Source organism: Endozoicomonas sp. PH6C (assembly GCF_059322965.1).
In genome coordinates, this window is sequence record NZ_CP185342.1 from 6915001 (window position 1) to 6927167 (window position 12167).

At 48.9% G+C, this 12167-nt stretch carries 9 protein-coding genes and 2 rRNA genes (1 of these 11 running past the window's edge); 9 read left to right on the plus strand and 2 right to left on the minus strand.

Annotated elements, in window-relative coordinates:
- Both ACOMG9_RS24685 and rrf read left to right on the plus strand, forming a co-directional pair.
- Positions 1-2859: ribosomal RNA gene (locus tag ACOMG9_RS24685) — 23S ribosomal RNA — on the plus strand; it begins 234 nt to the left of the window's first position.
- A 203-nt stretch (positions 2860-3062) separates the two neighbouring features.
- Positions 3063-3178: ribosomal RNA gene (gene rrf / locus ACOMG9_RS24690) — 5S ribosomal RNA — on the plus strand.
- A gap of 362 nt (positions 3179-3540) precedes the next feature.
- Here rrf and ACOMG9_RS24695 read toward each other — a convergent pair.
- The gene (locus ACOMG9_RS24695; protein ID WP_448215069.1) at positions 3541-4311 is read right to left on the minus strand and encodes a siderophore-interacting protein; all 771 of its coding nucleotides are present in this window, start codon (positions 4309-4311) and stop codon (positions 3541-3543) included.
- A gap of 244 nt (positions 4312-4555) precedes the next feature.
- Here ACOMG9_RS24695 and ACOMG9_RS24700 point away from each other — a divergent pair, with 244 nt between their 5' ends.
- The 6 genes from ACOMG9_RS24700 (at position 4556) to ACOMG9_RS24725 (ending at position 10627) form a co-directional block, all read left to right on the plus strand.
- Positions 4556-5233, plus strand: coding sequence for a hypothetical protein (locus tag ACOMG9_RS24700; protein ID WP_422136027.1), 678 nt, complete (start codon positions 4556-4558; stop codon positions 5231-5233).
- A 153-nt stretch (positions 5234-5386) separates the two neighbouring features.
- Complete coding sequence (locus ACOMG9_RS24705) at positions 5387-6610, plus strand: BaiN/RdsA family NAD(P)/FAD-dependent oxidoreductase (RefSeq protein ID WP_448215068.1); 1224 nt, start codon at positions 5387-5389, stop codon at positions 6608-6610.
- A 164-nt stretch (positions 6611-6774) separates the two neighbouring features.
- Positions 6775-7125 (plus strand): hypothetical protein, encoded by a 351-nt coding sequence (locus ACOMG9_RS24710; RefSeq protein ID WP_422136025.1) that lies wholly within the window; start codon positions 6775-6777, stop codon positions 7123-7125.
- Between the two features lie 55 nt (positions 7126-7180).
- Positions 7181-8107 carry an SdiA-regulated domain-containing protein gene (locus ACOMG9_RS24715; protein WP_448215067.1) on the plus strand — a complete coding sequence of 309 codons (927 nt, stop codon included), beginning with the start codon at positions 7181-7183 and terminating at the stop codon, positions 8105-8107.
- Between the two features lie 39 nt (positions 8108-8146).
- The gene (gene truC, locus ACOMG9_RS24720) at positions 8147-8905 is read left to right on the plus strand and encodes a tRNA pseudouridine(65) synthase TruC (protein ID WP_448215066.1); all 759 of its coding nucleotides are present in this window, start codon (positions 8147-8149) and stop codon (positions 8903-8905) included.
- Positions 8906-8977: 72 nt separating this feature from the next.
- Positions 8978-10627, plus strand: coding sequence for a hypothetical protein (locus ACOMG9_RS24725; RefSeq protein ID WP_448215065.1), 1650 nt, complete (start codon positions 8978-8980; stop codon positions 10625-10627).
- A gap of 187 nt (positions 10628-10814) precedes the next feature.
- Here the strand turns inward: ACOMG9_RS24725 and ACOMG9_RS24730 are convergent, their stop codons facing one another.
- Positions 10815-11345, minus strand: a complete 531-nt coding sequence (locus ACOMG9_RS24730) for a cytochrome b (protein WP_422136021.1) — start codon at positions 11343-11345, stop codon at positions 10815-10817.
- A 393-nt stretch (positions 11346-11738) separates the two neighbouring features.
- On the opposite strand from ACOMG9_RS24730, the gene ACOMG9_RS24735 reads away from it, so the two are divergent.
- Positions 11739-12056 (plus strand): RING finger protein, encoded by a 318-nt coding sequence (locus ACOMG9_RS24735; protein ID WP_448215064.1) that lies wholly within the window; start codon positions 11739-11741, stop codon positions 12054-12056.
- Positions 12057-12167 lie beyond the last annotated feature (111 nt).

The following is a 12167-nucleotide window of genomic DNA, read 5'->3' on the forward strand; positions in this document are numbered from 1 at the left end:
TCCCCCAGTAGCGGCGAGCGAACGGGGAGTAGCCCTTAAGCAATTTTTGGTTTAGCGGAACACTCTGGAAAGTGTGGCCATAGTGGGTGATAGCCCCGTACGCGAAAAGCCAGTGATTGTGAAATCGAGTAGGACGGCACACGTGAAATGTTGTCTGAACATGGGGGGACCATCCTCCAAGGCTAAATACTCCTGACTGACCGATAGTGAACCAGTACCGTGAGGGAAAGGCGAAAAGAACCCCGTTGAGGGGAGTGAAACAGAACCTGAAACCGTGTACGTACAAGCAGTGGGAGTCAGTGGTCAGTTGTCAGTTGTCAGTTGCCAGTAGGCAAGCGACAGCAGATGACTGATTACCAGGTCGTCAAGTTGGAAAATACGGGCAGATTTGCAGAGGTGTTGAAATTGACGCTGAACAAAACTGACCACCGACAACTGACAACTGGCCACTGATGACTGCGTACCTTTTGTATAATGGGTCAGCGACTTATTTTCTGTGGCAAGGTTAACCGTATAGGGAAGCCGTAGCGAAAGCGAGTCTTAACAGGGCGTCCAGTCGCAGTGAATAGACCCGAAACCGGGCGATCTATCCATGAGCAGGTTGAAGATCAGGTAACACTGATTGGAGGACCGAACCCACTGTCGTTGAAAAGCCAGGGGATGACTTGTGGATAGGAGTGAAAGGCTAATCAAGCCCGGAGATAGCTGGTTCTCCTCGAAAGCTATTTAGGTAGCGCCTCGTGTCTCACCATCGGGGGTAGAGCACTGTTTGGGCTAGGGGGCCATCCCGGCTTACCAACCCCATGCAAACTCCGAATACCGATGAGTGCAATCACGGGAGACACACGGCGGGTGCTAACGTCCGTCGTGGAAAGGGAAACAACCCAGACCGTCAGCTAAGGTCCCAAAGTAATAGTTAAGTGGGAAACGATGTGAGAAGGCCCAGACAGCCAGGAGGTTGGCTTAGAAGCAGCCACCCTTTAAAGAAAGCGTAATAGCTCACTGGTCGAGTCGGCTCGCGCGGAAGATGTAACGGGGCTCAAACTATTCACCGAAGCTACGGGGTTCAGTGGTCAGTTTTCAGTGGTCAGTTGTCAGTATGAGAAGACTGATGACCGACCACTGAAAACTGACCACTGCAACCGGTAGAGGAGCGTTCTGTAAGCCGTTGAAGGTCAACCGGGAGGTGGGCTGGAGGTATCAGAAGTGCGAATGCTGACATGAGTAACGATAAAGGGAGTGAGAGGCTCCCTCGCCGGAAGACCAAGGGTTCCTGCGCAACGCTAATCGGCGCAGGGTGAGTCGGCCCCTAAGGTGAGGTCGAAAGACGTAATCGATGGGAAACAGGTTAATATTCCTGTACCCCTTTTGACTGCGATGGAGTGACGGAGAAGGCTAGGCCAGCCCGGTGATGGTTATCCGGGTTTAAGGTCGTAGGCTGTGGACTCAGGCAAATCCGGGTCCACAAAGCCGAGAACTGATGACGAACCCACCAAGGTGGGGAAGTGGTTGATGCCAGGCTTCCAGGAAAACCTTCTAAGCATCAGGTCAAAAGGGACCGTACCCGAAACCGACACAGGTGGTCAGGTAGAGAATACCAAGGCGCTTGAGAGAACCTGGGTGAAGGAACTAGGCAAAATGGCACCGTAACTTCGGGAGAAGGTGCGCCGCTGCCGGTGACCGGACTTGCTCCGTAAGCTGGCGGTGGTCGAAGATACCAGGTGGCTGCGACTGTTTATTAAAAACACAGCACTGTGCTAACACGTAAGTGGACGTATACGGTGTGACGCCTGCCCGGTGCCGGAAGGTTAATTGATGCTGTTATCGCAAGAGAAGCGGTTGATCGAAGCCCCGGTAAACGGCGGCCGTAACTATAACGGTCCTAAGGTAGCGAAATTCCTTGTCGGGTAAGTTCCGACCTGCACGAATGGCGTAACGATGGCCACGCTGTCTCCACCCAGGACTCAGTGAAATTGAAATCGCTGTTAAGATGCAGTGTATCCGCGGCTAGACGGAAAGACCCCGTGAACCTTTACTACAGCTTCACAGTGGATCTTGATGTTGCTTGTGTAGGATAGGTGGGAGGCTTTGAAGTGTGGACGCCAGTCTGCATGGAGCCAACCTTGAAATACCACCCTGGCAATATTGAGGTTCTAACCCAGGTCCTTTAGCAGGATCGGGGACATTGTGTGGTGGGTAGTTTGACTGGGGCGGTCTCCTCCCAAAGAGTAACGGAGGAGCACGAAGGTTGGCTAAGCACGGTCGGACATCGTGCGGTTAGTGTAATGGTACAAGCCAGCTTGACTGCGAGAGGAACATCTCGAGCAGGTACGAAAGTAGGTCATAGTGATCCGGTGGTTCTGAATGGAAGGGCCATCGCTCAACGGATAAAAGGTACTCCGGGGATAACAGGCTGATACCGCCCAAGAGTTCACATCGACGGCGGTGTTTGGCACCTCGATGTCGGCTCATCACATCCTGGGGCTGAAGCCGGTCCCAAGGGTATGGCTGTTCGCCATTTAAAGTGGTACGCGAGCTGGGTTTAGAACGTCGTGAGACAGTTCGGTCCCTATCTGCCGTGGACGTTGGAAGTTTGAGGAGAGCTGCTCCTAGTACGAGAGGACCGGAGTGGACGAACCACTGGTGTTCGGGTTGTGTCGCCAGACGCATTGCCCGGTAGCTAAGTTCGGACGGGATAACCGCTGAAAGCATCTAAGCGGGAAGCCCCCTTCAAGATGAGACTTCCCTGGCCTTAAGGCCCATAAGAGACGTTGAAGACTACGACGTTGATAGGCGGGGTGTGTAAGCGTTGTGAGGCGTTGAGCTAACCCGTACTAATGACTCGAGAGGCTTGACCATATAACGCCAAAGCGATTTGCGCAGCGAAGCTGCCAGCAAAAGCTGGAAGCTGGAAGCCGTACACAGTGAACGAGAGTGTTGAGCAAGAATAGACGACACAGCTTAAAAGAGATTTGGATTCCAGAGCCTTAGTTTTCGAGAAACAGCTTCAAGCCTCCAGCTTAAAGCTTCCAGCTCGAGAGCCAACGGCTCGACCAGTTTTGCCTGGTGACCATAGAGTGTTGGAACCACCCGATCCCATCCCGAACTCGGAAGTGAAACGACACATCGCCGATGGTAGTGTGGGGCTTCCCCATGTGAGAGTAGGTCATCGCCAGGCATTGAATAAAGCAGAACCCCGGTTGAGAGATTGACCGGGGTTTTTGTTTTGTGGGCAAAGGAATGTGGCAGAACAGAAGTGAAACGACACATGCCTGGGCGGCCCCCACCTAGGCGGCCCCACCGATGATAGTTTGGGGCTTACCCATGTGAGAGTAGTTCATCGCCAGGCATTGAATAAAGCAAAACCCCGGTTGAGAGATCGACTGGGGTTTTTGTATTGTGGCAAAAAAGCGGCAAGAGCACAGGTGTTGACAGTTCTCGGGCGAAGTGTCTTCCAGTGCATTCAGACTTTCCTGTCCATCAAAGACTGTCCATTAAAGAAAGTGGCTGAACGACAGATCTCTGGCGTGGAGGCCCTTGTCACTCAGTCAGTCTCTCTCTCTTTTGTACCTTATGAGCTTCATCTGGAAGGCCAAGCTGCCAGTAACTGCTGATATAACGTGAAGAGCGGGGGGCCAGGGATTCTCGATTCACCCAGTTTCTGATCTCCAGCACAGAGTTCAGTTCACTGGCAGCCCATAGATAGGGATTTCCTGGCAGGCGAGGCAGGTTGGCCAGAGCGTCTCTTAAAAGCTCCTTTTGTTGGCCTGGATGAGGGTTTATAACCCAGATAATTTCCATGCCTTCAGGGATCGACGATGCTTCAAGGGCCATGGCTTGCTGGTCATCCTGGTGAGGAATTTCCACAACGACGAAGCCTTTTGCATCGGCAGGTAGAATCTCTATGTTTGCACGAATGGCTGGAAGTGCGGTCAGGTCTCCGGTCATAACAAACCAGTCCGCTTCGAGGTCGACCAGTTTGGTAGGTCCCGGTCCAGATACTAAAACTGGATCGCCAATATTGGCACCCTCCAGCCAGCGTGCGGCAGGCCCCTGATCGCGGTCATGGGAATGCACTGCGAAATCAATCGTCAAATGTCGTGCAAGCTGATCAGAGGAAACCACGGTGTAACTTCTCTGAAGTGGCTTCTCGGGCATTGCAGGGTTATCAAATACCAGCTTTACGTAGGCGCTGGCTTGATCCGATGGAAAATCAGAAAGAGATTCTCCGGTCAGGATAACCCGCGTCATATGAGGGCTCAGGGATTCAATACTCTTTACAGATAGCTCTCTTGCAGGAGATCTTGCCATATAACTGTTCAACTGATTTTAGGTTTTTAGTTGAGAATCATTATCATCTCAGCATGGGGTAATTTCAAGTAATGCTCAGCGACTTCTTATATTGCTTGTTTTCAGGTTGAAATGAGCGGGTAAGAGGCGAAGTCGGTACTTAACCTCTGCGCTCAGAAGAAAAAGCATAAAGATCCGCAAATATAAGGATTGATAATTTGTCATTTCCTGAAAAAATAGCCGGATTTTTCTAGAGGTTAAACAATTGATCACCCAAGATTTGTTCCTGAAGGCCCTTAACAATAATAAAGCGGTTCGTCCTCAAGATATTGAACTGCTGGCAGCATGGTTTTCTCTGCCCGGACGCGCTGCCAGTGCTGAGCAGGTGATTACATTGACGGGGGCCAAACGTGCGTCCATGATCGTTAACAACCTGGGCAAGCGTATTGCCGGGTTTCTGGAAGTAGATGCTGGCTCTGGTGCTTCCGTTATTGCCCTGGATGAAGAAAACGGAGCGGGCAAAGCTGTATGGGTTATGCGAGAAGAGCTGTCTCAAGCTTTGGTGGCTCAAGGTTTTGTCACTTCTGAAGACGTTCATGCAGAAGTTGCTGTTGAGTCTGTAAGAACCAAAGAGGCAGTTAAGGTTGAAGTCAAAGTGGCTCCGGTGTTATCAGAGCCAGAAGTGGTTGTTGAAGTGGCCGATAGTCCGTTGGCTGAAGCTCTGGTTGAATTTGATGTTCAATCTATCCGTAAAGCCTACCCAAGTACTCCTGCAAGCCAGCGTTTGCTCAAGCCTGCTATGGTGAATGCTCTGGTGGCTACTCGTCCAGTCAATACCCGCGCGTACCAGCGTATGATTCCTGCTGAGTTGCGTAAGAGTGTCAGTAGCCAGGAAGCCAAAATGTTTCTTAATAATGTGTTGGCCATTCTGAAAACTCATTGAAGCTGTGTCTCAGGCCCGGATTAAAGAAACGAAGGAAAGGGCAAACCGTTGCAGGCAGTCGGTTTATGCTCTCTGGTTTCTTACGGGCCTGTTTAGCTCCCGGCAGGAGCAACGCTAAAGGCTTCCCCTATCTGTTTTTGGGATCTAATAAATATGCCCCTGACCAGAGCTCTGCAGTCTGACTATGATGCCATTATTATCGGTGCCGGTGCATCGGGTCTTATGTGTGCGCTCACAGCTGGCTATCGTGGTCGTAATGTTCTTGTATTGGATCACGCCAACAAAATTGGCAAGAAAATTATTATTTCAGGAGGTGGACGTTGTAATTTCACCAACCTCTATATCGAACCTGCCCATTATCTTTCGCATAACTCGCACTTCTGTAAGTCAGCACTGGCACGCTACACCCAGTGGGATTTTCAGGCGCTTGTAGATAAGTATCAGGTGGCCTGGCATGAAAAAACGCTGGGGCAGCTTTTCTGTGACAATCGTTCAAAGGATATCGTCGATCTTTTGGTCAGCGAGTGTCAGGATGCAGGCGTCACCATTCGAGCCAAAGCCCGTGTTGAATCCATAAAGTCCAATAAAGCTTCGGGTTTCGTGTTGGCAACCAACATCGGCGAACTCTCCTGTCAGTCACTGGTAGTGGCAACCGGTGGTTTATCATTTCCGACAATGGGAGCCACAGGGTTTGGTTACCAGATAGCGGAACAGTTCGGCCATAAACTGATTGAACAAAAGCCTGCACTGGTGCCTTTTACGATGAACCAGGCCTGGCTTAAGCACTTTCTAGAGCTTTCCGGCGTTAGCTCAGAAGTGATCGCCAGCTGCAATGGACAGTCTTTCCGGGAAAATATTCTGTTCACTCATCGTGGTGTCAGCGGGCCGGCCATTTTACAGATTTCATCCTATTGGAATCCGGGAGATACGGTTTCCATTAATTGGATTCCCGGTGCAGATATTCATAGTTGGCTTCAGTCCTGTGCCATGCAGAGACCCAGGGCACAGACGGCAACCATCTTGTCTGAACATATGACTAAAAGGTTGTCTCAAGTCCTATGCGGTCAAGGTCATCTGAGATTATTAACCGACAATGGTCAAAAGCTGATGGCACATTACACAGCGGCTGATCTTGAGGACCTGACCCATGCACTGGAAAACTGGGAATTGAAACCCTCTGGAACAGAAGGTTATAAAAAAGCAGAAGTCACCCTGGGTGGTGTGGACACTGCGAAAGTCTCTTCGAAAACATTTGAGAGCCGTATCCAGCCGGGGCTTTTCTTTATCGGTGAAGTTCTGGATGTTACCGGTCATCTGGGAGGCTTTAACTTCCAATGGGCCTGGGCTTCAGGTCATTGTGCAGGGCAGTATGTTTAGTTTACATGGTTTGATTTTCTCCATCCGCCAAGAGCATAATGCATCGTCCGTGAAGCACTGTTGACGTTAATGCCTCATAAGACATTCTCCTTGGACGGAAATTGCAGCTGACCTTGTCGAAATGGCTCCAGAATCCGATGAAGCTGCATTTTATGGTAAAAGTCATGAAGTTTATCAATCGTTGTGTTGTAACCCTGAAGCCCAGACAGCCTTTTATTGAATGGGCGAAAGGGCTGGGGACAGAATTGCCAGAAGACTGGAGCCTGGAAGGTGGCTCCTACCTGCTGGATGAACAGGAAACAGAGGAGGGCCTGGAAGCAGCAGTAGCCAACCACGCCCGGGACATGATGGAAAATGAGCTCTCCGCCTGGGAAGAAGATCCGGGCCGCTGGCCCTGTCAGAGAGATGCCAACGCCCTGAAAAGCTGGTTTGATGTTCATGTTTCAGTAGCAGGTTTTGATCTGGGTACCGAAGGCCTTATGAGAGCTGACTTGTCTGATCTTGGGGGGATGTGACGGCGCTCTGCCGGTCTCCATAAAGCCCCCTCTGAAATTGACCTATTCCCTCATTATGAAGAACTTCAGAAAACTCTCCCTCGGAATCATTGTCATTTTGATTGTGGCCGTGATTGCTATTAAATATTTCGATATCGATGACAAACTTTACAATGAATACCTGTCCCATACGGTATCCAGTGAACAGTGGGCAAATGCCATTGCGTTGAGTGATTATAAATTGGTGGCCGGACCTGTGAAACTCGTTGATGCAGGTGATCAGGTATCCGGAGTGACGTGGAGTCCTGTTACCGATTCCCTTTATGTTGTATCCGGAGGAGGTTCTTCGATCCATGTCCTGGAGTACGACCAAAATGGAAACCTCAAGAGAAAGCTGAAATCCAATCTTAATGCTGATGTAGAAGGTATTGCCTGGGCTGACGGCGATCGTTTTATTGTTGTCAACGAACGTCAGCAGGAATTGTTGCTGGTAGACATTAAACCGGATTCGAATGAGATCGATTTCTCCAGTGCGTCCACTTTTACCTTTGGCATAGGAGAAGGAGGCAACAAAGGCTTTGAAGGTATTGCCTGGGATCCGGAGACAAAATCGATCTATGTCCTCAAAGAGAGAGACCCCATCCGGATTTTTCGTATTGATGGTTTCACCGAGCAGGGTAAAGATAGGAAGCTGGTGATTCGTGAGCAGGAAGAAATGGAAGAAAGCCTGAGGTTTTTCAATCAGGACCTGTCAGGGATGCACTTCGATACGGTTTCAAGGCATTTTGTTGTGCTCAGTGATCAGTCCGATTCTTTGACAGAACTGGACGAAAATGGAGAGGCCGTCAGTGTTATGGTGCTTGAGAAGGGCTGGCATGGATTGAAGAATACGATTGAGCAGCCAGAAGGGGTTACTATGGACAGACAGGGAACGGTGTTTATTGTCGGGGAGCCTGACGACCTTTACATATTCAGGAAGAGTACCTTGTCTGAACGAAAGTAGCCTCCTTTGATATTGAGCTTTGCTGTTGGGATGTCGTGCATGTCAGAAAAGAGCCAGGAAACACTGGAAATCATTTATCAGGATCACTGGCTGGTAGCGGTAAATAAACCGTCGGGTCTGCTGGTGCATCGCTCCATGATTGACCGGAATGAAACCCGGTTCGCTTTGCAGATCGTCAGAAATCAGGTGGGTCAGCATGTTTACCCACTGCATCGTCTGGATAAACCGACTTCCGGTGTTTTAGTGTTTGCCCTGTCGCCTGAGGTTGCCCGGCAGGTTGGAAAACAATTTGAGGAAGGGCTGGTCGAGAAAACCTATCTGGCAGTCGTCAGGGGTTATGCGCCAGAGTCTGGCGTGATTGATCATCCTCTGAAAGAAGAGCTGGATAAAATGACAGACCGCGAGGCCCGGCAGGACAAACCGGCTCAGGAGGCGGTCACTGTTTATGAAAGACTCGCGACCGTTGAGCTGCCTCTTGCCATAGAAAGATACCCAACCAGTCGCTACTCCCTGGTAAGAGCCTGGCCTAAAACGGGCAGGAAACACCAGATTCGTCGGCATATGAAGCATATAGCCCACCCGATCATTGGCGATGCCAAACATGGGAAGGGCGTTCATAATCGATACTTTGCCAAACACTTTTCAGCGGGTAGATTGCTACTGGCCTGTACTGATCTTGAATTAACTCATCCCCTTACCCGTGAACGACTGCTTTTGTCTGCTTCGCTGGATGCTGTCTTCTCTGATCTGATGACTCGCTTTGGTTGGAACAGATCACTTCGTCGGAAAGTTGAGTGAATTTCCTGATTCCCCATGACGAATGTCAATTAACTATCTAGTCTGCCTGAACGGTTTGTTTCAGGAGGCTTTATGCTCAGAGCGGGTTTGAGTATATTTTTTTTTGCATTGTTGTTGCTTGGAGCGTTCTACAGTCACGGATTCGATGACTATAAGAAAGATAGAATAGTAACGGATAAATCAGGTCGCCAAAGGTGCAAGCAGTGCGACCTTAATCTTGGTGCCTGTGATTGTCGATGTTATCAGTGTGGCAAGCGGTTCAGGGAAAAAAGGCTGATTGCCCAGGCCGCAATAAGAAAAAAAGGGCAGTCTAATGCCAAGAGTGCCAGAGGCAAAGACCCTAAATCCAGAGAGGTGTATTTATCCACTGAGAATACTTGCCAGTGTGAAAGACCTTTGGTCCGTGAGGCTGCGTCAGCTTCTGTTCCGAGGCTTGGTCCCAGGGAAAGGATGGCTGCTTTTGATGGGCCTTCAACCAGCCAGATGACTCTGGTAGAGCCGTCCTTGAGTGGTTTTTCCAGCGAAATGCTGCCTCTTCTTGTTGCTGTTAATGTTCCAGATCCTGCTCCTGTATCTGATGAGAAAAATCAGCTTGATTGTGAATGGATGAACCGGCAGTGTGATTTTAGCGTTATCCAGTTGCAGACTTTGCCTGTCGATGAAACTCTCTGTCAGCAGAAAGCCTTCTCAGCTTCATCTTTCAATGTCTGTTATCTGGAGACCGGCATGGATAAGATCGTCCTCGAGAATTCAAATAGCGGGGTACTTAAATTTCAGCAGCTATTGACTCAGGTGAAGGCTGCCATCCAACAGGATGTAATTGCAGGGCTGATCTCTGTTGGTTGGATGAGTGAATACACTCGACCCCTTGGCACAATCGAGGCTTTGAAAGATCGGGGATATTTTCTGACGCTTCCTGATTCTCAGGGAGGCTATTCCTTCGCTCTTATTATTATTGAACAGAGTTTGGCTTTTGTATTTCTTCTGAATCAGGATGGTGAAGTGGTGGGCTATGCCAGTAATAAACACAGTCTCTTTGTTTTTGCGATCAACTGCTATCTGGATAAGTCGAGAGGAGGCCAGCTTTATCAAGTTCACTTGCCTGATGATGATGTGTTCAACCTCATGGTGGAGAATGCCATTAAGGCTTTTAATTGCCTGGATAAAGAAGCTGTGGAAGCCTTGCAGGCATTTGATGATGACGATGAGGTTGAAGTGTTGCTGGTTTCTGATAACTCAACGGGGCATGACGTTGCTATTCGGCAATGTTTCATGAATCAAATGTCTGGAGGTCTGCAAAAGATTCCGTTACCTCGGAAGTTAGACGAATCCCAGCTTCCGGATTTATACCCCTTGTTGAGTTTAATGGAAATGGATCAAGCGATGATGGCCCTTAATATTGACCTCGAGGTTAATGAGCTTAAGGAGTTCAACTCAATTCAAATGATAATGGACAATGCCATCGGAGAGGGCACCTTTGTCATGGTGATTCAGGAGCCCAATGAATCAACATTTGCTGTTTTTATCTCGGTTAATGGTGCCATTATGACACTGAGAATGTTGTGTTTTTCTGACGGTCTTGGAGAGCGAGCCTCGTTGAAAGCATGCAGTGGCTTGGTTTGTGAATGGAATGAAGCATTACAGGTTCTTATGCATACTCTAAGAACAGGTTATAACCTCAAGCTTTATCGAATAAGGCTATCTGACGACACTAATAGTTAACAGTCAAATAAAATTACAACAATCCCGTTGATCGTGATATCAACGGTGCCAGAAATGTCTTTCTTAAGTGTTTTACAAGGTAGCTTGAACCTTATCCATAACAGCGAGTGTTGCGCTCGTTGCGGATTTAATCAAGAGTGGCATAGAGTCTGGAAAAGGGCTCCCGAACGAGCCCTTATTGGCAAATTTACAACATTCTGCCCAGCACATCGTGTTCAGGCTTATCCATGAACCGGTGTTTGAATGCCCCCACCACGTGAAGGGCTATGATGGCCAGAAATGCATAGGGAATATAGGAATGGATTGTATGAAGGGTTCCTGCCAGCTCTTTGTTGTCTTCCATAAATTCGGGCAGTTGGATGCCAAAGAAGAAAACATCACGCCCTCCTGCATCCGACATGGTAAGACCGCTCAGAGGTACAAGAATCATCAGGGCATAGAGCGAATAATGGGTGATTTTGGCCAATACCTTCTCACGGTTGGGCAATCCTTTGGGTAGCTCGGGTACTTTGCTGAACAATCGTATCAGAATACGAATCGCAACCAGCAGCAGTACCAGGATGCCGAAAGACTTGTGCCAAGGGTAGATGTCGTATTTATAGCTGACGTCCTTGGATAGACCTGCCATGTACCAGCCACTGGCAATGATACTCAGGATGGTAATGGCCATCAGCCAGTGAAGCAGTCTCATCAGTAACGGATATTTTGCAGGTGTCATAGATTTATCCTCTGGAGTGGAAAGCGCGTGCGGCTTAGAGTTCGTTATCTTATTCAAGGCTGCTATGAGTGAAGAATAAACTTCACCCACAAGGATGCATTTATTCTTACTTTAAACGGTGATCCTGTCACCTGGTTCCGGCAAATTATGTTTTTTCGCACAGATTGTCTGCGCAAAGATCCTCGCGTGACTCCACTCGCCTTAAGCTGGTGGTTGTCATCAACGGGCATCTTTACCGACAGTCAGATGTAGCTTCTTCCACAGGGGACTTTCACCCCATTAGCTCATGCCCATGTCGGGCGTAAAAAAATAAACAAACACAGGGAACTAAATGGATAGACAATGACCCAAGGTCACAATTCATTTGAAAAACAGTAGATAGGAGTAAGAGATATGAACGGAATCACACCACCAGGCAGCCCAAATAATCAGGCACCTTATCAACAGGAGACCGATAATTGCCCTGTTTGTCTCACACCTTTTGCCGGAAGGGCAGTCACAGTTCTTGAACCATGCAGCCATATGTTTCACGAAGACTGCCTGGAGACTTGGTTATTGGAAAATAGAACTTGTCCATATTGCAGAGCCAGTCTTGGGGAAAGGGAAGTACAAACATCTCGTGATGTGATATTGGAATTTTTATCGAGAAATAGTCATATGTCATTCTATCCAGATGGGCAGCCGATAGCGGTTCGAAGTTTAAATCGCTGATTCCGTTCTCTTTGAAGGCACCTTAACATCATCACCTGCTGCCAGAGCAAGCACTCTGGCCTGGGAGATGACAGAAAAAAATGATAGCAGCAACAGTTGTGCCGCAGAGAG

Excerpts from the sequence above, each read along its gene's own strand:
- ACOMG9_RS24705 (WP_448215068.1), top strand. The coding sequence starts at position 5,387 with ATGCCCCTGACCAGAGCTCTGCAGTCTGACTATGATGCCATTATTATC.
- ACOMG9_RS24725 (WP_448215065.1), top strand. The coding sequence starts at position 8,978 with ATGCTCAGAGCGGGTTTGAGTATATTTTTTTTTGCATTGTTGTTGCTT.
- ACOMG9_RS24715 (WP_448215067.1), top strand. The coding sequence starts at position 7,181 with ATGAAGAACTTCAGAAAACTCTCCCTCGGAATCATTGTCATTTTGATT.
- ACOMG9_RS24730 (WP_422136021.1), bottom strand. The coding sequence starts at position 11,345 with ATGACACCTGCAAAATATCCGTTACTGATGAGACTGCTTCACTGGCTG.
- ACOMG9_RS24735 (WP_448215064.1), top strand. The coding sequence starts at position 11,739 with ATGAACGGAATCACACCACCAGGCAGCCCAAATAATCAGGCACCTTAT.
- ACOMG9_RS24710 (WP_422136025.1), top strand. The coding sequence starts at position 6,775 with ATGAAGTTTATCAATCGTTGTGTTGTAACCCTGAAGCCCAGACAGCCT.
- ACOMG9_RS24695 (WP_448215069.1), bottom strand. The coding sequence starts at position 4,311 with ATGGCAAGATCTCCTGCAAGAGAGCTATCTGTAAAGAGTATTGAATCC.
- truC (WP_448215066.1), top strand. The coding sequence starts at position 8,147 with ATGTCAGAAAAGAGCCAGGAAACACTGGAAATCATTTATCAGGATCAC.